At 61.0% G+C, this 21205-nt stretch carries 18 protein-coding genes; 10 read left to right on the plus strand and 8 right to left on the minus strand.

Features of this window, described 5'->3' with window-relative positions:
* Window positions 1–11 precede the first annotated feature (11 nt).
* From fmt to AACT07_RS06885, 4 genes are all read left to right on the plus strand, one after another.
* Window positions 12–956: a methionyl-tRNA formyltransferase gene (fmt, locus tag AACT07_RS06870; protein ID WP_069527006.1), complete on the plus strand. Its 945-nt coding sequence runs from the start codon at window positions 12–14 to the stop codon at window positions 954–956.
* 60 nt (window positions 957–1016) lie between these two features.
* Window positions 1017–2309: a 16S rRNA (cytosine(967)-C(5))-methyltransferase RsmB gene (gene rsmB, locus AACT07_RS06875; RefSeq protein ID WP_069527007.1), complete on the plus strand. Its 1293-nt coding sequence runs from the start codon at window positions 1017–1019 to the stop codon at window positions 2307–2309.
* A gap of 79 nt (window positions 2310–2388) precedes the next feature.
* A complete protein-coding gene (gene trkA / locus AACT07_RS06880; RefSeq protein ID WP_005339689.1) occupies window positions 2389–3765 on the plus strand; it encodes a Trk system potassium transporter TrkA in 1377 nt (458 codons plus the stop codon).
* A 96-nt stretch (window positions 3766–3861) separates the two neighbouring features.
* On the plus strand, window positions 3862–5304 hold the full coding sequence (locus AACT07_RS06885) for a TrkH family potassium uptake protein (RefSeq protein ID WP_069527008.1): 1443 nt from the start codon (window positions 3862–3864) through the stop codon (window positions 5302–5304).
* A 242-nt stretch (window positions 5305–5546) separates the two neighbouring features.
* Here AACT07_RS06885 and typA read toward each other — a convergent pair whose 3' ends face one another.
* Complete coding sequence (gene typA, locus AACT07_RS06890; protein ID WP_005339679.1) at window positions 5547–7358, minus strand: translational GTPase TypA; 1812 nt, start codon at window positions 7356–7358, stop codon at window positions 5547–5549.
* Between the two features lie 351 nt (window positions 7359–7709).
* Between typA and glnA the strand changes: the two genes are divergently transcribed.
* The 5 genes from glnA to add all read left to right on the plus strand — a co-directional run bounded on the left by glnA (window position 7710) and on the right by add (window position 13526).
* Window positions 7710–9119: a glutamate--ammonia ligase gene (gene glnA, locus AACT07_RS06895; RefSeq protein ID WP_005339672.1), complete on the plus strand. Its 1410-nt coding sequence runs from the start codon at window positions 7710–7712 to the stop codon at window positions 9117–9119.
* A 115-nt stretch (window positions 9120–9234) separates the two neighbouring features.
* Window positions 9235–9813, plus strand: a complete 579-nt coding sequence (locus tag AACT07_RS06900) for a DUF4124 domain-containing protein (RefSeq protein WP_069527009.1) — start codon at window positions 9235–9237, stop codon at window positions 9811–9813.
* Window positions 9814–9899: 86 nt separating this feature from the next.
* Entirely contained in the window at window positions 9900–10955 is a 1056-nt protein-coding gene (glnL, locus tag AACT07_RS06905; RefSeq protein WP_005356202.1) for a nitrogen regulation protein NR(II), read from the plus strand.
* A 9-nt stretch (window positions 10956–10964) separates the two neighbouring features.
* The gene (glnG, locus tag AACT07_RS06910) at window positions 10965–12383 is read left to right on the plus strand and encodes a nitrogen regulation protein NR(I) (protein WP_069527010.1); all 1419 of its coding nucleotides are present in this window, start codon (window positions 10965–10967) and stop codon (window positions 12381–12383) included.
* 141 nt (window positions 12384–12524) lie between these two features.
* Window positions 12525–13526 carry an adenosine deaminase gene (add, locus tag AACT07_RS06915; protein ID WP_021231491.1) on the plus strand — a complete coding sequence of 334 codons (1002 nt, stop codon included), beginning with the start codon at window positions 12525–12527 and terminating at the stop codon, window positions 13524–13526.
* A gap of 151 nt (window positions 13527–13677) precedes the next feature.
* On the opposite strand, the gene rmuC is transcribed toward add, so the two are convergent.
* The gene (gene rmuC, locus AACT07_RS06920; protein ID WP_069527011.1) at window positions 13678–15018 is read right to left on the minus strand and encodes a DNA recombination protein RmuC; all 1341 of its coding nucleotides are present in this window, start codon (window positions 15016–15018) and stop codon (window positions 13678–13680) included.
* Entirely contained in the window at window positions 15015–15230 is a 216-nt protein-coding gene (locus AACT07_RS06925; protein ID WP_005339659.1) for a hypothetical protein, read from the minus strand. Before AACT07_RS06925 ends, rmuC begins: the two co-directional genes overlap by 4 nt.
* Window positions 15231–15370: 140 nt before the next feature.
* Here AACT07_RS06925 and AACT07_RS06930 point away from each other — a divergent pair, with 140 nt between their 5' ends.
* The gene (locus AACT07_RS06930) at window positions 15371–15892 is read left to right on the plus strand and encodes a ferredoxin-type protein NapF (protein ID WP_069527012.1); all 522 of its coding nucleotides are present in this window, start codon (window positions 15371–15373) and stop codon (window positions 15890–15892) included.
* Window positions 15893–15964: 72 nt separating this feature from the next.
* Here the strand turns inward: AACT07_RS06930 and AACT07_RS06935 are convergent, their stop codons facing one another.
* From AACT07_RS06935 to AACT07_RS06955, 5 genes are all read right to left on the minus strand, one after another.
* Window positions 15965–16417 (minus strand): Rrf2 family transcriptional regulator, encoded by a 453-nt coding sequence (locus AACT07_RS06935; protein ID WP_005339654.1) that lies wholly within the window; start codon window positions 16415–16417, stop codon window positions 15965–15967.
* Window positions 16418–16762: 345 nt separating this feature from the next.
* A complete protein-coding gene (locus AACT07_RS06940) occupies window positions 16763–17602 on the minus strand; it encodes a PfkB family carbohydrate kinase (protein ID WP_042062429.1) in 840 nt (279 codons plus the stop codon).
* A gap of 106 nt (window positions 17603–17708) precedes the next feature.
* Window positions 17709–18680 (minus strand): LysR substrate-binding domain-containing protein, encoded by a 972-nt coding sequence (locus AACT07_RS06945; RefSeq protein WP_042012323.1) that lies wholly within the window; start codon window positions 18678–18680, stop codon window positions 17709–17711.
* Between the two features lie 168 nt (window positions 18681–18848).
* Window positions 18849–19577, minus strand: a complete 729-nt coding sequence (locus AACT07_RS06950; protein ID WP_069527013.1) for a glutamine amidotransferase-related protein — start codon at window positions 19575–19577, stop codon at window positions 18849–18851.
* 83 nt (window positions 19578–19660) lie between these two features.
* On the minus strand, window positions 19661–21157 hold the full coding sequence (locus AACT07_RS06955) for a CoA-acylating methylmalonate-semialdehyde dehydrogenase (RefSeq protein ID WP_069527014.1): 1497 nt from the start codon (window positions 21155–21157) through the stop codon (window positions 19661–19663).
* Window positions 21158–21205: the final 48 nt, after the last annotated feature.

Genomic DNA, 21205 nt, shown 5'->3' on the forward strand with positions numbered 1-21205 from the left:
GATCTGCCCCATTGAATAAGCTGAAACTGATTTTTGCCGGTACTCCCGACTTCGCCGCCCGTCACCTGGCGGCGTTGTTGTCTTCCGACCACGAGGTCGTTGCCGTTTATACCCAGCCCGACAAGCCAGCAGGCCGTGGCCAGAAGCTCACCGCCAGCCCGGTCAAAGAGCTGGCACTGGCCCACAACCTGCCGGTTTACCAACCTGCCTCTCTGCGCAAGGAAGAGGCGCAAGCCGAGCTTGCTGCACTGGGTGCCGACCTGATGGTGGTGGTGGCCTATGGCCTGATCCTGCCCAAGGTGGTGCTCGATACCCCGCGTCTGGGCTGCATCAACGTCCATGGCTCCCTGCTGCCCCGCTGGCGCGGCGCGGCACCGATCCAGCGCTCCATCTGGGCGGGCGATGCCGAAACTGGCGTCACCATCATGCAGATGGATGTGGGGCTGGATACCGGCGCCATGATCCGCAAAGTGACCTGCCCCATCGCCGCCGACGAGACCTCCGCCAGCCTATATGACAAGCTGGCCGAGCTGGGCCCGCAGGCGCTGGTCGACACCATCAATGCCATGGCCGCCGGTGAAACCGCTGCCGAGGCACAAGATGATGCGCAGGCAAACTACGCCGAGAAGCTCTCCAAGGAAGAGGCCCGCATCGACTGGTCGATGGAGGCTGTTGCCATCGAACGCTGCATCCGCTCGTTCAACCCCTGGCCTATCAGCTGGTTTGAAGTGGCTGACCAGACCGTCAAGGTTTGGCAAGCCGCAGTGGTGGATAGCGACCACGGCCAACCCGCCGGCACCCTGCTCAAGGCCGACAAGCAGGGGATCGATATCGCCACCGGCAAAGGGGTACTGCGCCTGCTGACCCTGCAACCGCCCGGCAAGAAGGCGATGTCCGTTTCGGATCTGCTCAACTCTCGCCGCGACTGGTTTGAACCCGGCACGCAATTGAATTGAACTGGATTGAATTGACACAAGCGGGGCCCAGGCCCCGACTTGCGCATCTAAGGTAACTCTATGAAAACACGTGCACAGGCCGCTCTCGTTATTCAACAGGTGCTGGATCAGGGTCAATCCCTCTCCGCTGTTCTGCCTGCTGCCCAGGAGAAGGTTGCACCTCGCGATCGCGCTCTCCTGCAAGAACTCTGCTACGGCACCCTGCGCTGGCTACCCCGCCTCGATGCGGCAGTCAACGAGATGATGGACAAGCCGCTCAAAAACAAGAGCCGCATTTTCCACTACCTCATCCTGGTCGGTCTCTATCAGCTCATCTACACCCGCATTCCGGCTCACGCCGCGGTGGCCGAGACCGTCAACGCCGTCAAACTGCTCAAGGGCACCTCCCTGCGTGGCCTCATCAACGGCGTGCTGCGCAACTTCCAGCGCAGCGCCGAAGTCATTCTGCTGCGTATCGACCGTGTTCCCAGCATTCGCCTCGGTCATCCGGAGTGGCTCACCAAGCGCCTGCGTCAGGCCTATCACGATGAGTGGGAATTCATCATGGAGGCGAACAACCAGCGTCCCCCCATGTGGATCCGCAACAACAGCCAGCGCCAGAGCCGCGATGCCATGCTGGCTCGCATGGCTGAAGTCGGCATCAATGCCGTGGCCGGTGAAGAGGGCGAGGATTGCATCCTGCTGGAGCGTCCTTGCGATGTGACCAAGCTGCCCGGCTTTGAAGTGGGTGACTGCTCGGTACAGGATGGTGCAGCACAACAGGCCGCAGCACTGCTCGACCCGCAACCGGGCGAGTGGGTGCTGGATGCCTGCGCGGCCCCCGGCGGCAAGACTGCCCACCTGCTGGAGCGTCAGCCCAAGTTGGCTGGCGTGGTTGCCGTCGATGCCGACGAAAACCGCCTCAAGCGAGTGCAGGAGAACCTGGACCGCATCGGCCTGAGCGCCAAGGTGATCCATGGCGATGCCGCGGCACCGGAACAGTGGTGGCCGGAGGGTCAGTTCGACCGCATCCTGCTGGATGCCCCCTGCTCAGCCACCGGCGTCATCCGCCGCCACCCAGACATCAAGTGGCTGCGCCGTGATCAGGACATTCGCGAGCTGGCCGAGCTGCAGCGCCGCATTCTCAATGCCCTCTGGGGCAAGCTGAAAAGCGGCGGTACCCTGCTCTACGCCACCTGCTCCGTCCTGCCGGAAGAGAACCGCGAACAGATCCGCTCCTTCCTTGCCGCGACCAAAGATGCCAAATTGGTGCCATTGCACGAACAGGACACCCCGGACTGCCCGGGTCGCCAGTTCCTGCCGGGTGAAGCCGAGATGGATGGCTTCTACTACGCCAAGCTGGTCAAGCTGTGACGCTGACATGCTTCTTCCGGGGCAATCGCCATGCAGGCGAAATGCCCCTTTACTGCCTCAACGCGAGTAGACGTTCCCTATGAAAATCATCATTTTGGGAGCCGGCCAGGTCGGCGGCACTCTGGCCGAGAACCTGGCCGGAGAGAACAACGACATCACCATCGTCGACACCGACAGCGAACGCCTGCGCGAACTGCAGGACAAGTTTGACCTGCGAGTGGTCAACGGTCACGGCGCCCACCCCAAGGTGCTGCGCGAAGCGGGTGCTCAGGATGCCGACATGCTGGTCGCCGTCACCAACAGTGACGAGACCAACATGATCGCCTGTCAGGTGGCCTACTCCCTGTTCAACACCCCGAACAAGGTGGCACGGATCCGCTCGCCGGCCTATCTGACCGAGCGAGATCGCCTGTTCCTGCCGGAATCGGTGCCGGTGGATCACCTGATCGCGCCGGAGCAGTTGGTGACCGACTATGTACGTCGCCTGATCGAATATCCGGGCGCCCTGCAAGTGGTTGATTTCGCTGGAGGCCGCGTCGGTCTCGTGGCTGTCAAGGCCTACTACGGTGGCCCGCTGGTGGGCAACGCCCTCTCCACCCTGCGCGAGCACATGCCCAACATCGAGACCCGGGTAGCGGCCATCTTCCGTCAGGGCCGCCCGATCCGCCCGCAAGGGACCACCATCATCGAAGCGGATGACGAGGTCTTCTTCGTCGCCGCCGCGGGCCATATCCGTGCCGTGATGTCGGAGCTGCAGCGCCTAGAGAGCCCCTACCGCCGCATCATGATCGTCGGTGGCGGCAACATCGGCGCAGGCCTCGCCCGTCAGCTGGAGAAGCGCTACAGCGTCAAGCTTATCGAGCGCAACCAGAAGCGGGCGGAGCAGCTCTCCGAACTGCTGGAGAACACCATCGTCTTCTGCGGCGATGCGGCGGATCAGGAGCTACTGGCCGAGGAGCACATCGACCAGATCGACGTCTTCATCGCCGTGACCAACGAGGATGAGGCCAACATCATGTCGGCGCTGCTCGCCAAGAAGATGGGCGCCAAGAAGACCATGGTGCTGATCCAGCGCGGCGCCTACGTGGATCTGGTGCAGGGTGGCTCCATCGATATCGCCATCTCGCCGCAGCAGGCCACCATCTCGGCCCTGCTGACCCACGTGCGCCGGGCCGATATCGCCAACGTCTACAGCTTGCGCCGCGGTGCTGCCGAGGCGATCGAGGCGATCGCCCACGGCGATGAGAACACCTCCAAGGTGGTCGGCAAGACGGTGGGCGAGCTCAAGCTGCCGCCGGGCACCACCATCGGTGCCGTAGTACGCGGGGATGAGGTGCTGATAGCCCACGATCGCACCAAGATCCAGCAGGATGACCATGTGGTCATGTTCCTGGTGGACAAGAAGTACATCCCGGAAGTGGAGCGGCTGTTCCAGCCAAGCCCCTTCTTCCTGTAACGTCTTCATGTGCACAGGCTGTCAAACCAGACCCGGCTCAGCTCCCCCAAGGGGATGGTCCGGGTCTTTTGTTAATCAACGACCAGGTTATCGAACATGATCAAGCTGCGTCCAATTATCTTCACCCTCGGGCTGGTGCTCTCCAAGCTGGCGCTCTTCATGTGGCTGCCCACCTTGCTGGCACTGCTCACCGGGTCAGAGGGATTTGTCGAGTTTCTCAAGTCCGTGCTGATCACCCACGGCGCCGCCCTGCTCTGCCTCCATTACGGGCGCAAGGCGGAGTTCCACCTGGGGGTGCGGGAGATGTTCCTGCTCACCACCTCGGTCTGGGTGGTGGCCTGTATCTTCGGGGCGCTGCCCTTTGTCTTCATCACCCACATCAACTTCACCGACGCCTACTTCGAGACCATGTCCGGGGTGACCACCACGGGGTCCACCGTGCTCTCCGGCCTCGACAACATGGCCCACAGCATCCTGTTGTGGCGATCCATACTGCAGTGGCTGGGCGGGGTCGGCTTTATCGTGATGGCGGTTGCCGTGCTGCCCTACCTCAACGTCGGCGGCATGAAGCTGTTCCAGACCGAGAGCTCGGACTGGTCAGATAAAAGCGCCCCGCGTGCCAAGACGGTCGCCAACAACATTGTCGTGGTCTATCTGGTGCTCTCCATGCTCTGCTTCATGGCCTACTGGGCCAGCGGCATGAACATGTTCGAGGCGATCAACCACGCCATGACCACCCTCAGTACCGGCGGCTACTCCACCTCCGATCAATCCATGTCCCACTTCTCCAACTCGGCCCACTGGATTGGCACCCTGTTCATGTTCCTCGGCGGCCTGCCCTTCCTGCTCTATGTGCAGAGCCTCAACCACAGGGACAACAGCCTGTTCAAGGATGCCCAGGTGCGTGGCTTCTTCTGGCTGGTCGTGTGGGTCACCGTCATCATGACCTTCTATCTGTGGGAGAGAGACCTGTTCGGCTTCTGGGATGCCCTGCGCATCAGCTGCTTCAACATCGTCTCGGTGCTCACCACCACCGGCTACGGTCTTGGTGACTTCGGCACCTGGGGACCGCTCGCCAGCATTGTCTTCATCGTGCTGCTGGCGCTGGGGGCCTGCTCCGGCTCCACTGCGGGTGGTCTCAAGATCTTCCGGGTACAGGTGGCGTTTGCCCTGTTCAGAAAGCAGATGCGCCAGCTGATGCACCCCTCTGCCGTCTTCCCCCAGAAGTACAACGGCCGGACGGTCAATGACGCCATCATCCGCTCGATGATCTCCTTCGTGCTGGCCTACTTCGCCATCATTCTGGTGATAGCCGCGCTGCTGGGTGCCATCGGGCTTGACCCCCTGACGGCCATCTCCAGCTCCATCACCGCCGTTGCCAACGTCGGCCCGGGCATGGGCCCGGTGGTCGGCCCCAGTACCAACTTTGCCAGCCTGCCGGAATCGGCCAAGTGGCTGCTGTCATTCGGCATGCTGCTGGGGAGACTGGAGATCCTGACGGTCGCCGTACTCTTCTTCCCCTCGTTCTGGCGCCAGTAATCCCTCGCTACAAGCCAGCAAAAAGCCGCAGCGTTCACCCGCTGCGGCTTTTTTATCTCACCCATCCCCACGACTTTCCCTCAACGCTCATCAGCCCCATTACCGGATAGCCTGGACGACCTCATCAAGATGGCCAGAGTGAATCACAGGTATAAAAACAACGGGCCCAAACCAGAGGTTTGGGCCCGTTTATCAGTGAACCGTCAGCGGCCGCGAGGGCTGCCGAGACTCAGCACATGACATTAACCACGGCCAGAGCGCTTGCGATCCAGCTCGGTCAGCAATTTCTTGCGGATACGGATGTTCTTCGGAGTCACTTCGACCAGTTCGTCGTTATCGATGAACTCGAGAGCCTGTTCCAGAGTCATGCGGATCGGCGGAGTCAGCACCTGAGCTTCGTCGGTACCGGAGGCACGCATGTTGGTCAGCTGTTTGCCTTTCAGGCAGTTAACAGTCAGGTCGTTGGAACGGGAGTGAATACCGATCACCTGGCCTTCGTACACTTCGGTCGCGTGACCGATGAACAGACGACCACGGTCTTGCAGACCGAACAGGGCGTAAGTCAGTGCCTTACCGGTAGCGTTGGAGATCAGCACGCCGTTCTGACGCTCACCGATGCTGCCACCCTTGTGCGGACCGTAGTGGTCGAAGGTGTGGTACAGCAGACCGGTACCTGAGGTCATGGTCATGAACTCGGTCTGGAAACCGATCAGGCCACGGCTCGGGATCATGAAGTCCAGACGGACACGACCCTTGCCATCCGGCGTCATGTTGGTCATTTCGCCTTTACGCAGACCCAGTTGCTCCATCACGGAACCCTGGTGCGCTTCTTCAACGTCCACAGTTACGGTTTCGAACGGTTCTTGCAGAACACCATCAACAGTACGCAGGATTACTTCCGGACGGGACACTGCCAGTTCGTAACCTTCGCGACGCATGTTTTCGATCAGGATGGAGAGGTGCAGTTCACCACGACCGGATACACGGAACTTGTCCGGATCATCAGTCTCTTCCACGCGCAGGGCCACGTTGTGGACCAGCTCCTGGTTCAGACGCTCCAGAATGTTACGGGAGGTCACGAACTTGCCCTCTTTACCGGCGAACGGTGAGGTGTTGACCTGGAAGGTCATGTTCACGGTCGGCTCGTCAACGGAGAGCGGCGGCAGGGCTTCAACGGCACCGTTGTCACAGATGGTGTCGGAGATTTTCAGCTCGCCCAGACCGGTGATAGCGATGATGTCACCCGCTTGCGCGTCGGTAACTTCAGTACGGGACAGACCCAGATAACCCAGCACCTGACCGACTTTACCGTTACGGGTCTTGCCGTCAGCACCAACGATGGTGACTTGCTGGTTGGTCTTGACGCGACCACGGGTGATACGGCCGATACCGATAACGCCCACGTAGGAGTTGTAGTCCAGCTGGGAGATCTGCATCTGGAAACCACCTTCGGCATCAGCCTTCGGCGCTTCAACGTTGTCAACGATGGCCTGGAACAGCGGCTCCATGTTCTCGGACTCGACGTCCTGATCCATGGTGGCCCAACCGTTCAGTGCAGAGGCGTAAACAACTTTGAAATCCAGCTGTTCGTCAGTCGCGCCCAGGTTGTCGAACAGGTCGAATACCTGATCCATTACCCAGTCAGGACGAGCACCCGGACGGTCAACCTTGTTGATGACCACGATCGGCTTCAGACCCTGAGCAAACGCCTTCTGGGTCACGAAACGGGTTTGCGGCATCGGGCCGTCAACGGCGTCAACCAGCAGCAGCACGGAGTCAACCATGGACAGTACGCGCTCTACTTCACCACCGAAGTCGGCGTGACCCGGTGTATCAACGATGTTGATGCGGTAGTCATTCCAGCGGATCGCAGTGTTCTTGGCGAGAATGGTGATGCCACGTTCCCGTTCCAGATCATTGGAGTCCATGATCCGTTCCTGGCCTTCCGTGGAGCGGTCCAGGGTGCCGGACTGCTGCAGCAGCTTATCAACCAGAGTCGTTTTGCCGTGGTCAACGTGCGCAATAATCGCAATATTGCGTAAATTCTCTAACATTCTCGCCTCAATCACCGGGTAAAATTGGGCGCTAATTGTACTCTTGCCTTTGTGATCTGCCTAGCAGAATTGCAGTACATTCGCGCATAACAACAGATCTGGATCATAGACCTCTCTGACAAACCCTGCTTAGATGGGCGGTGACCGTATTTCGCGCACCATTACAGTGCACCAAAACGATCCGCCATCGCACTAAAATGATGCAACGCGAGTCGAGATCGCCTGATTTTGGGGAGCCTCTTCAGCGAGATTGCCCTGAAATCAAGCTGTCACAAACTTGGCACGATACTGGCTTATGTGAATACGACGACGCATTCACCCAGAGAGTTTTAACACCGGAGGTTACTTAGCATGTCAGCCCAGAACGTTTTGGCCCTGATCCAGGAACACGAAGTCAAGTTTGTTGATCTGCGCTTTACCGACACCAAGGGTAAAGAGCAGCATGTATCCATCCCTGCTCACCAGGTTGATGAAGATTTCTTCGAAGACGGCAAGATGTTCGATGGTTCCTCCATCGGCGGCTGGAAGGGCATCAACGAATCCGACATGGTACTGATGCCGGACGCAGCCTCCGCCAAGCTGGACCCGTTCACCGAAGAGACCACCCTGAACATCGTTTGTGACGTGCTGGAGCCTGCCACCATGCAGGGCTACGACCGCGATCCGCGCTCCATCGCCAAGCGTGCAGAAGATTTCCTGAAGTCCAGCGGCATCGCTGACACCGTGCTGTTCGGGCCGGAGCCGGAATTCTTCATGTTCGACAACATTACTTTCTCCAACACCATGGGCCACAGCTTCGTGAAAATCGAATCTGAAGAAGCCGCATGGAACTCCGGCACTGCCTATGAGCATGGCAACAAGGGTCACCGTCCGTTCGTGAAAGGCGGTTACTTCCCGGTTGCACCGGTCGACTCTTCCCAGGATATCCGCGCCGCCATGTGTCTGGTGCTGGAAGAGATGGGCCAGGTCGTTGAAGCTCACCACCACGAAGTGGCCACTGCCGGTCAGAACGAGATCGCTACCCGCTTCAACACTCTTACGCTGAAAGCTGATGAAGTACAGGTACTGAAGTACGTGATCCACAACGTGGCCCACGCCTACAACAAGACCGTTACCTTCATGCCGAAACCCATGTTCGGTGACAACGGCTCCGGCATGCACTGCCACCAGTCTCTGGCCAAGAACGGCGTCAACCTGTTCGCTGGCGACCTGTATGGCGGTCTGTCCGAGATGGCGCTGCACTACATCGGCGGTATCATCAAGCACGCCAAAGCCATCAATGCCTTCGCCAACCCGACCACCAACTCCTACAAGCGTCTGGTTCCGGGTTATGAAGCACCGGTCATGCTGGCCTACTCTGCCCGCAACCGCTCTGCCTCCATCCGTATCCCGGTGGTACCGAGCCCGAAAGCCCGTCGTATCGAAGTGCGCTTCCCGGATCCGGCTGCCAACCCGTACCTGGCCTTCGCAGCCCAGCTGATGGCCGGTCTGGACGGTATCATCAACAAGATCCATCCGGGCGATGCCATGGACAAGAACCTGTACGACCTGCCGCCGGAAGAAGCCGCAGAAGTACCGACCGTTGCCGGTTCTCTGGACGAAGCCCTGGCTGCTCTGGATGCTGACCGCGAGTTCCTGACCCGCGGCGGCGTGTTCAGTGATGACTTCATCAACTCCTATCTGGAACTGAAACAGCAGGATGTTGACCGTGTGCGCATGACCCCGCACCCGCTGGAGTTCGAACTGTACTACTCCGTCTAAGTCTCAGCAGACTGGCCGTTTAAATCAGGTCAGCTTGCTTAATCGTGACAAAACCCGCCATCTGGCGGGTTTTTTCTCTGATAGGATTAAGCAAAATACCGTCAAGGAGAGATGGATGAACAACAAGCATGGCATAGGGGTGCTCGGCCTCCTGTTGCTGACCTCGTTCGGTGCGGACGCGGCCAAGGTCTACTCCTGGGTCGATGGCAATGGCATCACCCACTACTCGGATGCGCCACCACCCGGCAAAAACGCCAAAGAGGTCGATCTGCGGGTCGCTCCGCTGCTGGGCAGCAGCGCGCCCAGATCGGTGCAGGTGGATAACTTCAACAGCCTGACTGGCGCCGATGCCAAGAAAGAGAAAGAGGCGGCCAAGCTGACCATCGAACTGCTCTCCCCGGAACAGGGCAGCACCCTGCGCGACAACACAGGCAACATCGTCTTTCAGGGCACCATCAGCCCCAAACCTCCGACCCAGTATGATGTGCGCCTGACCCTGGATGGCAAAGCCGCCCCCATCGTCAGCAACAGCCTCTCTGTCCGCGTCGAAAACGTCGATCGTGGCGCCCACGAGGCTCAGCTCGAGCTGCTCGCCAAAGACGGTACGATCCTTGCTAAATCCAGTGCAGTCACCTTTTACCTGCATAGAGCGAGCGTGACGCCGGCTCCCAAACCCACCCCCAAAGCCGACTAGGGGTGATATAGCGCACCGATGCGGGTAAACTCTATGCACCATATCGGTGCATAACAGGTGTGTAGCACCGTTTTAGGGAGAAACCTGTGCCAACCCGCTCGGACAACGCCAAAACACTCTTGGATAATTTGCTGACCGCCGTGATCCTGATGGATGAGCGGCTCTGCATCCAATTCGTCAACCCGGCGGCTGAACAGCTGCTCTCCCTCAGTGAACGCAGGCTGATCGGCATCGAACTACCCCATCTGCTGGAACATATCTCCCTCGATTTGCAGCGGCTCAAGCAGTGCCTCGTGTCAGGGCAAGGCTTTACCGATAGCGAAGTGACTCTGGTGGTAGAGGGAGAACCGCGACTGGTGGAGCTGAGCGCAACCCCGATGGCCGATCACGAACAGCGTCTGCTGGTGGTGGAGCTGCGCAAGATCGACCAGCAGAAGAAGATCAGTCAGGAGCAGCAGCAACATGCCCAACAGCTGGCGGCCAAGGAGCTGGTGCGCGGGCTGGCCCACGAAATCAAGAATCCCCTCGGCGGCCTGCGCGGCGCGGCGCAGCTGCTGCAAAAAGAGCTGCCGGATCCGGCCCTGCGCGAATATACCGGCATCATCATCGAACAGGCCGACCGGCTGCGGGTACTGGTCGATCGGCTGCTCGGCCCCCAGCGCCCCGGCCGTCACCAGATGCACAATGTCCATTCGGTGCTGGAGCAGGTACGCCGACTGGTGGAGCTCGAACTCCCTCCCTCTGTTCGCATCGAACGGGATTACGATCCCAGCATCCCCGAATTCGAGATGGAGCCGGATCAGCTGCAGCAGGCGTTTCTCAACATAGTGCGCAATGCCGCCGAAGCGCTGGGCGATCAAACCGGGCTTATCCGTATCAAGACCCGCACCGCGTTCCAGATCACCATCCACGGCCAGCGTTACCGGCTGGCAGCGGAGATCAAGATCATCGACAACGGCCCCGGCATTCCCGATGCCATTCGCGACACCCTGTTCTACCCGATGATCACCGGCAAGGAGGGGGGAACCGGGCTCGGCCTCTCCATCGCCCAGAACCTGATCGACCAGCACAAGGGGCGAATTGACTGCATCAGCTGGCCGGGTCACACCGAATTCACCATTTTTCTACCGCTTCGCAAGTAAGGGAACCCCATGACCGCCAAAGTGTGGATCGTCGATGACGACAGTTCTATCCGCTGGGTGCTGGAGCGCACTCTCGGCAGCGAAGGCTTCAACTGCGAGAGCTTTGCCGATGGCGAAGCCCTGCTGCACGCCCTTGAGCTGCGCTCGCCCGATGTGATCCTCTCCGATATCCGGATGCCGGGCATCGACGGTTTGAGCCTGCTGGAGCAGATCCACCGCCGTCAGGCCGATCTGCCCATCATCATCATGACCGCCCACTCGGATCTCGACAGCGCGGTCAACGCCTACCAGCGTGGCGCCTTCGAGTACCTGCCCAAACCGTTCGACATCGACGAAGCAGTGACCCTGGTGCGGCGCGCCGAGAATCACCTCAAGGAGCAGCGCACCAAGCGCAAGTCTCGCCAGCAAGAGGCGACAGCCACCCCGGAGATCATCGGTGAAGCACCGGCGATGCAGGAGGTGTTCCGTGCCATCGGCCGCCTGTCACGCTCCAGCATCTCGGTGCTGATCAACGGCCAGAGCGGTACCGGCAAGGAGCTGGTCGCCCATGCGCTGCACAAGCACAGCCCGCGCGCCCACAAGAACTTCATCGCCCTCAACATGGCGGCTATCCCGAAAGATCTCATCGAATCCGAGCTGTTCGGTCACGAGAAGGGGGCCTTCACCGGTGCCAACAACATCCGCCACGGCCGCTTCGAGCAGGCCGACGGCGGTACCCTGTTTCTCGACGAGATCGGCGACATGCCGCTGGATGTGCAGACCCGGCTGCTGCGGGTATTGGCCGATGGCCAGTTCTACCGGGTAGGCGGCCACCAGCCGGTGCAGGTGGATGTACGGATCATCGCCGCCACCCACCAAAATCTGGAGAAGCGGGTCGCCGATGGCGAGTTTCGGGAAGACCTGTTCCACCGCCTCAACGTCATTCGCATCCACATCCCCGCCCTCAAGGAGCGCCGTGAGGACATCCCCCAACTGGCCCGCCACTTCCTGCTGCGCGCCGCCAAGGAGCTGAACGTCGAGGCCAAGAGCCTGCACCCTGACACCCAGACCTATATCAGCCGCCTGCCCTGGCCGGGCAACGTGCGCCAGCTGGAGAACGTCTGCCGCTGGCTCACCGTGATGGCCTCGGGGCAAGAAGTGCTGGTCGGCGACCTGCCTGCCGAGCTGCTCACCCCCATCACCCACAACGCCGAACCGGGCCAACCGGCGTTGCCCGGTTGCTGGCAGCAACAGTTGCAAGAGTGGGTGGCCAGCAAGTTGGCGCTGGGAGAGACAGACATCCTGGCCGATGCCATGCCCCAGTTCGAGCGGATCATGCTGGAGACGGCGCTGGAACACACCCACGGCCACAAGCAGGAGGCGGCGCGCCTGCTCGGTTGGGGCCGCAACACCCTTACCCGCAAGCTGAAGGAACTCGATCTCTCCTGAGTCCCGGGGAAAAACGATTCCCATCACGCCCTGACAAATCACCGCCTGCCAGAACCCCGTTTAACCATAAACGGGGTATCTTTTTTGAAAGCCCCGCCTAGAATGGCAGGCTTTCAAACCTGACTCGACGAGGGCGCCCCCATGATTGACAGATCTCTCCCCCTGACCGACCTGCACCGCCATCTGGACGGCAACATCCGCCCGCAAACCATCCTCGAGCTGGGTCGCCAACACAATATCCAGCTGCCCGCCTTCGAACTGGAAGCGCTGCGCCCCCACGTACAGATCGTCGAAAACGAGCCCAGTCTGGTTGCCTTCCTGAAGAAACTGGACTGGGGTGTGGCCGTGCTGGCCGACTATGACGCCTGCCGCCGGGTTGCCTACGAAAACGTGGAAGATCTGCTGCGCGCCGGTATCGACTATGCCGAGCTACGCTTCAGCCCTGCTTATATGGCGATGACCCACAAGCTGCACCCGCAGGGTGTAGTAGAAGCTATCATCGACGGCGTGGCCGCAGGCAGCCGTGACTTCGGTATCAAGACCAACCTGATCGGCATCATGAGCCGCACCTTCGGCACCGAGCAGTGCAATCAGGAGCTGGCCGCCTGTCTGGCCCACCGCGACAAGCTGGTGGCCATCGATCTGGCTGGTGACGAGCTGGGGTTCCCGGGCGAACTCTTTGTCGACCACTTCCGCAAGGTGCGCGATGCAGGCATGCGCGTCACCGTACACGCCGGTGAAGCCGCTGGCCCCGAGAGCATGTGGCAAGCCATTCGCGAGCTGGGCGCCGAGCGTATCGGCCACGGCGTCAAAGCGATTCAGGATCCGGCCCTGATGGCCTATCTGGCCGAACACCGCATCGGCATCGAATCCTGCCTCACCTCCAACGTCCAGACCACCACGGTAGCGAGCCTGACCGAGCACCCGATCCGCCAGTTCCTGGCTGCCGGCGTGCTGGCCTGCCTCAACACCGATGACCCGGCGGTGGAAGGGATCGACTTGCCGCACGAATATGAGGTGGCTGCCCCGGCCGCTGGCATGACGGCAAGCGAAATCCGCACCGCCCAGCAGAATGGCCTGACCCTGGCCTTCCTGAGCGATAGCGAGAAAGCCGAACTGAGCGCTCGCGCAGCCAGCCGCTGATCCACACCGGCACTGCAAATAGAAACGGCCCACTTCGGTGGGCCGTTTTTATTTGCGGATTTCTGATGATGGGTAAGCATTCGGCCAGCTGGCAGATAGCAAAAGGCCCAAACTGGGTTTGGGCCTTGGCTGATGACGGTGCAGGTAAAAACTACTCCTGCTCCTTGTCGCGCTCCAGCGCCCGCTCAACCAGCGGCTCGGGCAGGCTCTTGGTCACCTCCACCCCCAGCTCGCGGAAACGCTCGACCTGCGCAATCAGGTTGCCACGGCCGTTGACCAGCCGTCCCATTGCCTTGTCGTAGCTCTCCTGCGCCTTGTGCAGGCTGCCGCCCATCTGCTGCATCTCCTCCACAAACAGCCGCAGCTTTTCGTAGAGACGACCGGCCCGCTCGGCAATCTGGCGGGCATTCTGGTTCTGCCGCTCGTAGCGCCACAGGTTCTCGATGGTGCGCAGCGCCACCATCAGGTTGGTGGGGCTCACCAGCAGGATGTTGTTGTCGAGACCGTAACGTACCAGCGAAGGATCGGCCTCCATCGCGGTGAAGAAGGCGGGCTCCACCGCCACGAACATCAGCACATAGTCGAGGGTGCGCACCCCGGGCAACTGCTGGTAATCCTTGCGGCCCAGCTCGCGGATATGGTTGCGCACCGAGGCGACGTGCTCCTTGAGCGCCACCGCCTTCTCCAGCTCGTCATCGGCGTTGTACCAGCGTTCGTAGGCGGTCAGCGACACCTTGGCGTCGATGATGATGTCTTTTTCCTGCGGCAGGTGGACAATCACGTCGGGCTGGTAGCGCTTGCCCTTCTCCACCTCAATATTGACCTGGGTGTGGTACTCGTGGCCCTCGCGCAAGCCGCATTCGCTGAGGATCCGCGCCAGCACCACTTCACCCCAGTTGCCCTGCTGCTTGCTGTCACCCTTGAGGGCGCGGGTTAGCGCTGCCGCCTCCTCGGTCATGCGGGCATTGAGCTCGGCGAGGCGCTCCAGTTCGAACTTGAGGCTGTGGCGCTGGGCCGTCTCCTGGGCGTGGGTCTCGCCTACCTGACGACGAAAGCCCTCGAGCTGCTCTTTGAGCGGGGTGAGCAGCAGATCGAGGCTGTTCTGGTTCAATTCGCGGAAGTTGCCGGAGTTTTGCTCGAAGATCCGGTTGGCGAGGTTCTCGAACTGCTGGCTGAGGCGCTGCTCCGCCTCCTGTTGCAGTTGCAGCTTCTCAGCGGCGGCCAACCGTTCGCTGCGCAGGGTCGCTTCCGCATCCTTGAGGCGGGCGGTGAGCTTGATCAGCAGGGTCTGCTGCTGATCCAGCTTCTGCTGGCCCTGCATCCGCTCATCCTGCAACTCGTCGAAGCGATCCTGCAGCGCTTGATGCCGCTCCTGCGCCAGCATCAGCTCCTGAGCCTGCGCCGTGGCGGCCCGCCGCCCGATCAGCCAGCCCAATCCGAGGGCCAGCACGGCGGCAGGCAGCAAGATCCCCCAGAGCCCGGGGTCAATCATTTACGGCTCCGCTGACGCAGGAAGAGTTCGAGATAGCGGTTAACCAGGATCCAGAGCACCACGTAGATGAGGTAGGCGGCCAGCACCACCCACTTGTGGGTGTTGACGCCGGTATCGAGCTCGGCGAACTCGATATCCTTGATGCGGCAGTAGGCCCACATCAGCAGGGGAAAGACATAGAGCAGGGACGCACGCCAGAGAAATAGCCACATATGTTTTCATTCAACCACGTAAAAAGACCCGCCTAGCTTACACAAGGGCAACTGCGCTTGCGATCCTGACGGCCGCGATTCTCTGGCCTGCTTCCCGAAACTTCGATAAAATTAACCCCTAATAGGTATCAGGGGCGAGCATGACTCACTATTTCCTCCGTTGGCTGACACAAGGTTGGCAAGCTTCGCGCAAGCCCGTCGTGGTTTGCCATGAAGCGCGCCCGCCGTGGGCCATCGAGGAGTCCCAGTACCTCTCCCTCTGCACCCGCTGTGGCGAATGTTTCAAAGCCTGCCCGCGCGGTCTGCTCAAACCGGCCACCCAGGAGGAGTACGAAGGGAGCCCCATCGCCGGCACTCCGGTGCTCGATCTCGCCTGCGGCCAGTGCAGCTACTGTGGCAGCTGCGCCAGAGCCTGTCCCACCGGCGCCCTCGACCTGCAACTGGGCCGTCAGGTGCAGACCCGGGTCCAGATCGAGGAGAGCTGTCAGGCACGGCAGGGCTTCTACTGCCTGCTCTGTGAAGATGCCTGTCCCCAGCAGGCGATCAAGGCCACCGCCGACGGCATCAACGTCAATATGGATGCCTGCAATGGCTGCGGTGCCTGCGGCCTCGCCTGTCTGCATGGCGCCATCACCCTGATCCGCCAGCCGGGCAGTCGCTAAAAACCACCTGCTTACAAAAGCAAAAGGGGCCATCAGGCCCCTTTCACATCTTGTTCGATATTCCACGCCCCGTCAGGCCATGGTCACAATAGTCTCTTGCTCGATACCCAGCAGGTGGCAGAGACGATTGGGATCGCGCACCGCATCGGCCAGAGTGTACTCACCCAGCACTTCGAGGAAGGCGTTCATGGCGCGGCGCAGAATGCCCTGAATGCGGCAACCACCGGAGAGACGGCAGTTCTCGCGCTTGCAATCGACCGGACAGAGCACATGCTCCATGTCCATCACCACATCCCGCAGGTTGATGGAGACCGCCGAGCGACCGAGGCGGATGCCACCGTGCTTGCCGCGTACCGTCTCGATGTACCCCTTGATGCCAAGCTGGTGCACAATTTTGACCACGTGGTTGCGAGAGATGCCGAAGGTATCGGCCACTTCAGTAATGGTCGACAGACGATCCCCCGGCTGAACCGCCAGGAAGGTCAGGGTACGCAGGGCGTAGTCGGTAAATCGTGTCAGTTGCATGGTCGCACTTGCCTCTTACTACAAGCCAGGAATCAGGACGACAACATTGAGCTAAGAGGCAGGAGACAACCGGTTTGCCTCTGTTTGCCCATTGGTTCGCCAGAGGGGGGCCTGTCTCTTAATCTGAGTTGCGGAGTGACAGGTTAAGAGCAGCACAACCGGGTGTCGATGAAGATGCACATAAATCGACACTTTCTTTGATTGATCGCAAACTTGCCGGGTTAGCCCGGCGTTTGCCCGCTTTATGGCGGGTAAATCTACCGAATAGTCCCCCTCGCCAAGCCCCTTCGACCAGCGGCCATATGGCCCGCAAACCGCCCCTCAATCGACCGTCAAAGAGGTGGTTCAGTGGGGTTGTTTCAGCCAGTTTTTCAGGGCAACCGAGGGGATGGAGCTCTCGGAGGCGACGGCAAACGCGCCCCAGTCCACCGCGCACTGCAACGCATCCTTGATCGCCATGCCCCGCGCCAGCCCGTGGATCAGGCCACCGGCGAAGGCATCCCCCGCCCCCGTGGTATCGACCACCGAGACCGGCCGGGCGGCAACCCGGATCTGCTCCTCGCCATGGATGGCCACCGCGCCCGCCTTTCCTTCGGTCAACACCAGCCATTCGAGCTGCTCCCCCGCCAGCTGGCGGGCATGTTGCCAGGGATCGCTCACCTCGCCGAGATCGGAGCGGGAGGCCACCAGCACATGGCAGGGACGGCGCGCTTGGCCGCCCTTGGGATACTGGGCTACCACGAAGCTCTTGCCGAGCATCTGGCGCATGTAACTGATGATGGCGGTGCCGGGATAGTTCACATAGAGGCAGTCCACCCCCTCCAGCGGCAGATCGCCGGGCAAGTCGGGACGCCGTGGGCGGCGCAGTATGGTGCGCTCGCCAGTGGAGTCCACCAGGATCAGCAGCTCGCCGGTCTCGCCGCCAAAGCGCTCCACATGGCTGCAATCCAGCCCGTAACCGGCCGCCTGCTCCAGCAGCCAGTCGCCGGTCTCGTCCAGCCCGATACGGGAAGCAATGGTCACCTCGTGGCCCGCCCACACCAGCCCGATGCCGGTGTTGGCCGCGCCACCGCCGAGCCTGCGCCCCTGATCCACATATTGCAGCCGGGCCCCCGCCACCAGCGGTTCGGAGAGGGAGAGCACATGATCACAGTTGAGATTGGCAAGCAGCAGAATGCGGGACATAGAGACCTCGGACGATGGAGATAGCCCAAAAGAGACAGGCTGAACCCCGAGTAGAGCCCAGCCTGACAGAAGAGACAACCGGCAGGGATCGGGAATCCGATCGGGATCAATAGATGGGCAGCTCTACCCCGGCCAGCAGCTCGTCGATGCGCGCCTGACTCGGCTGCTGCATCACACTCTGGATCACCTCCTTGGTGAGGTGGGGCGAGAAGGAGCTGATGAAGTCATACATGTAGTTCTGCAGCAGGATGCTCTTGCTGAAACAGATCTGCGCCGGGCAGGGCTTGAACAGGTGCTCCAGATTGATGGAGACCAGCCCGGGGCTGTCGGTGTCGTTGGCCACCAGCGAGGAGATGATGCCGATACCAAAACCCAGCTCCACGTAGCGTTTGATCACCCCGGCGTCCATCACCGTCATGTAGTAGCTCGGGGTGAGACCGGCGGCATGGAATACCTCGTCCTGCACCTGCCGACCAGTGGCGCCACTCTCGTAGCTGAGGATGGGGTAGTGGCAGAGCTGCTCCAGCGTCGGCTTCTTCACCTTGGCCAGCGGGTGATCCTGCGGCACCACCAGCGAGAGAGTCCAGAGGTAGGCGGGCAGCGCGATCAGCTCCTTGTCGAAGCCAATCTCGTGGGCAACGATAGAGAAATCGGAGTAACCCTTGCTGATCTGCTCCTTGCTTGCCGACATTACCGGATGGAGGTGGAACGAGATCTTGGGGTACTTCTTGGTGAAGTAGGTAACCGATTTGGGCAGCAGATAGCGGGCGATGGTGTGGGTAGTGTGGATGTTGAGGGTGCCCACGGTCGGATCCAGATACTCGCGGGAGATCGCCTTGATCTTGCTCTCGATGTTGAGCATCGCCTCGGCACACTTGATGATCTCCTCACCCACCGGGGTGATGCGGTGCAGATGCTTGCCACGGCGCTCGAAGATCCGCACTCCCAGCTCGCTCTCCAGCAGGCCGATCTGCTTGCTGACCCCGGGCTGGCTGGTATAAAGCGCATCGGATGCCACCGAGACGTTGAGGTTGTGGTCCCGGATCGCGATCAAGTACTTCAATTGCTGTAGTTTCAAGGCGTCACACTCTCACACTGGTTTGGCTCAGACAGGGACGGCAATCAAGCCAGACAAACAGGCCGCCACATGGGCGGCCAGTGTACCATCCGATCCCGACATCTCAGCGCTTGATCCTTCATTTTGCTACAAAATCTAGCATCCGAAGGGGTGGCTGACAAACCGAGCTCAGGCCGCGCCAGCCCGCAGCGGCAGGATCCCCAGAAACTGCAGCAGCCACTGCATCATGGTCGCCGAATCCACCTCCCCCTCCAGCGAGGAGAGGCTGCTCTGGTAGCGCTCGTCGGGCAACAGGCCGCGGCGTCGCTCGATCAGCGCCCGGTTGTACTCCACCGAAAATTCCGGATGTCCCTGAATGGCCACTATGTTGTTCCCCTGCAGGAACATGAAGTTGGGACAAAAATCGTTGCCCGCCAGTCGGGTCGCCCCCGGCGGCAGCAGGGCCACCTGATCCTGATGGCTGGCCAGAATGCGGATCTGATCCCGCGCTGGCGCCATCCAGGGCTCATCTGCCAGCATGGGATGCACCGACACTCCCAGCCCCCATCCCTTGGTGGACTTCACCACCTCTCCGCCCAGCGCTTGGGCGATCACCTGATGACCGAAGCAGACACCGGCCAGCTTGACGTCGGCATCGTGCGCCTGACGGATCCACGCCCGCAGTGCCTGAATCCAGGGGATATCGCTGTAAGCATCGTGGCGCGAGCCGGTGATGAGCCAGGCATCACACTCGTGCAGATCCTCCGGCAGCTCCCCATCGAGAGCCGACCAGACCCGAAATTCCAGTTCGGGGGCCAGGGCCGCAAAGCCCCTGATAAACATCTCGGAGTAAACGGGGCCAAAACGATCCGCCAGATCGGGATCGAGCCGGTCACAATCGAGAATTCCCAATCGCATCTGTTGTTCCTTTACAGAGTTAGCCCCCGCCAATCATTGACCGGCGGGGGCAAGAGGTTAGGCCATGAGCACGCGCCAGCGCGTCACTTCATGGTCGGCATGGAGAACTCGGCACCACTGCGCAGGCTCTGGGGCCAGCGCGCCGTCACCGTCTTCATCCGGGTATAGAAGCGAACACCGTCCGGCCCGTGCATGTTGAGCGGCCCGAAGATGGAGCGCTTCCAGCCGCCAAAGCTGTGAAACGCCATCGGCACCGGAATGGGAACGTTCACCCCTACCATACCGACCTGCACCCGCGCCGTGAAGTCCCGCGCGGTGTCGCCGTCGCAGGTAAAGATGGCGGTGCCGTTGCCGTACTCGTGCTCGTTGATAAGCCGCAGCGCCGTCTCGTAATCCGGCACCCGCACGATGGAGAGCACAGGGCCGAAGATCTCCTCGCGGTAGATGCGCATCTCCGGCGTCACCTCGTCAAACAGGCAGCCTCCGATAAAGTAACCCTCATCGTGGCTCAGCGTGCGGCCATCGACCCGCAGAGCGGCCCCTTCAGCCACCCCCTGATCAACGTAGCCGCGCACCTTAGCCAGATGCTCCTTGCTGATGAGCGGCCCCATCTCGTTTTCCGGGCTCTGGCCCAACCCCGGGCCCACCCGCAGTTTTTCCACCAACGGCGTCAGCTTGGCCACCAGCGCATCGGCGGTCTCGTCACCCACCACCACGGCCACCGAAATGGCCATGCAGCGCTCGCCCGCTGCCCCATAAGCGGCCCCCATCAAGGCAGAGACCGCCTGATCGAGATCCGCATCCGGCATCACCACCATGTGGTTCTTGGCGCCGCCCAGCGCCTGTACCCGTTTGCCGTGGGCCGAGGCGGTGGCATAGATATACTGGGCGATGGGGGTGGAACCGACAAACGACACGGCACCCACTCGCGGGTCGGTCAGCAGCACATCCACCACCTCCTTGTCACCGTTCACCACGTTGAGCACGCCGTCCGGCAGACCGGCCTCCTTGAGCAGCTCGGCCATCCGCAGCGAGAGAGAGGGATCCTTCTCGGAGGGTTTGAGAATAAAGGTGTTGCCGCAGGCGATGGCGACCGGGAACATCCAGAGCGGCACCATGGCCGGGAAGTTGAACGGGGTGATACCGGCGCAGACCCCCACAGGCTGCATCATGGAGTAGCTGTCTACCCCACGGCCGACGTTGAGGGAGTGCTCCCCCTTGAGCAGATGGGGAATGCCGCAGGCAAACTCCACCACCTCCAGCCCGCGGGTCAGCTCACCCTGCGCATCGGAGAAGACCTTGCCGTGCTCGCGACTGATAAGCTGGGCCAGCTCGTCCCTATGCTGCTCCATCAACTCCTTGAAGCGGAAAAAGATCCGGGCCCGCACCAGCGGCGGGGTTTGCGACCAGTCGGCAAAGGCGCGCTCGGCGATGGCGATCGCCTCCTGACACTCGGCGGCGCTGGAAAGCCCCACGCTCCCCTGCTGCTTGCCACAAGCGGGATTGAAGATGGCCCCTTGCCGCTCGCTGCGACTCTCCTGCGGTTGGCCGTTGATGAAGTTGCTGACCCTGTATGTCATGTATCCTCCGTGATAACTGATGTGGTAAATGCGCTGAGCAAACCAACG

Source organism: Aeromonas sp. ANP5, from assembly GCF_963870295.1.
In the GTDB taxonomy this organism is placed as follows: Bacteria; Pseudomonadota; Gammaproteobacteria; order Enterobacterales; family Aeromonadaceae; genus Aeromonas; species Aeromonas veronii.

Excerpts from the sequence above, each read along its gene's own strand:
- rsmB (WP_069527007.1), top strand. The coding sequence starts at position 1,017 with ATGAAAACACGTGCACAGGCCGCTCTCGTTATTCAACAGGTGCTGGAT.
- trkA (WP_005339689.1), top strand. The coding sequence starts at position 2,389 with ATGAAAATCATCATTTTGGGAGCCGGCCAGGTCGGCGGCACTCTGGCC.
- AACT07_RS06885 (WP_069527008.1), top strand. The coding sequence starts at position 3,862 with ATGATCAAGCTGCGTCCAATTATCTTCACCCTCGGGCTGGTGCTCTCC.
- typA (WP_005339679.1), bottom strand. The coding sequence starts at position 7,358 with ATGTTAGAGAATTTACGCAATATTGCGATTATTGCGCACGTTGACCAC.
- glnA (WP_005339672.1), top strand. The coding sequence starts at position 7,710 with ATGTCAGCCCAGAACGTTTTGGCCCTGATCCAGGAACACGAAGTCAAG.
- AACT07_RS06900 (WP_069527009.1), top strand. The coding sequence starts at position 9,235 with ATGAACAACAAGCATGGCATAGGGGTGCTCGGCCTCCTGTTGCTGACC.
- glnG (WP_069527010.1), top strand. The coding sequence starts at position 10,965 with ATGACCGCCAAAGTGTGGATCGTCGATGACGACAGTTCTATCCGCTGG.
- add (WP_021231491.1), top strand. The coding sequence starts at position 12,525 with ATGATTGACAGATCTCTCCCCCTGACCGACCTGCACCGCCATCTGGAC.
- rmuC (WP_069527011.1), bottom strand. The coding sequence starts at position 15,018 with ATGATTGACCCCGGGCTCTGGGGGATCTTGCTGCCTGCCGCCGTGCTG.
- AACT07_RS06925 (WP_005339659.1), bottom strand. The coding sequence starts at position 15,230 with ATGTGGCTATTTCTCTGGCGTGCGTCCCTGCTCTATGTCTTTCCCCTG.
- AACT07_RS06930 (WP_069527012.1), top strand. The coding sequence starts at position 15,371 with ATGACTCACTATTTCCTCCGTTGGCTGACACAAGGTTGGCAAGCTTCG.
- AACT07_RS06935 (WP_005339654.1), bottom strand. The coding sequence starts at position 16,417 with ATGCAACTGACACGATTTACCGACTACGCCCTGCGTACCCTGACCTTC.
- AACT07_RS06940 (WP_042062429.1), bottom strand. The coding sequence starts at position 17,602 with ATGTCCCGCATTCTGCTGCTTGCCAATCTCAACTGTGATCATGTGCTC.
- AACT07_RS06950 (WP_069527013.1), bottom strand. The coding sequence starts at position 19,577 with ATGCGATTGGGAATTCTCGATTGTGACCGGCTCGATCCCGATCTGGCG.
- AACT07_RS06955 (WP_069527014.1), bottom strand. The coding sequence starts at position 21,157 with ATGACATACAGGGTCAGCAACTTCATCAACGGCCAACCGCAGGAGAGT.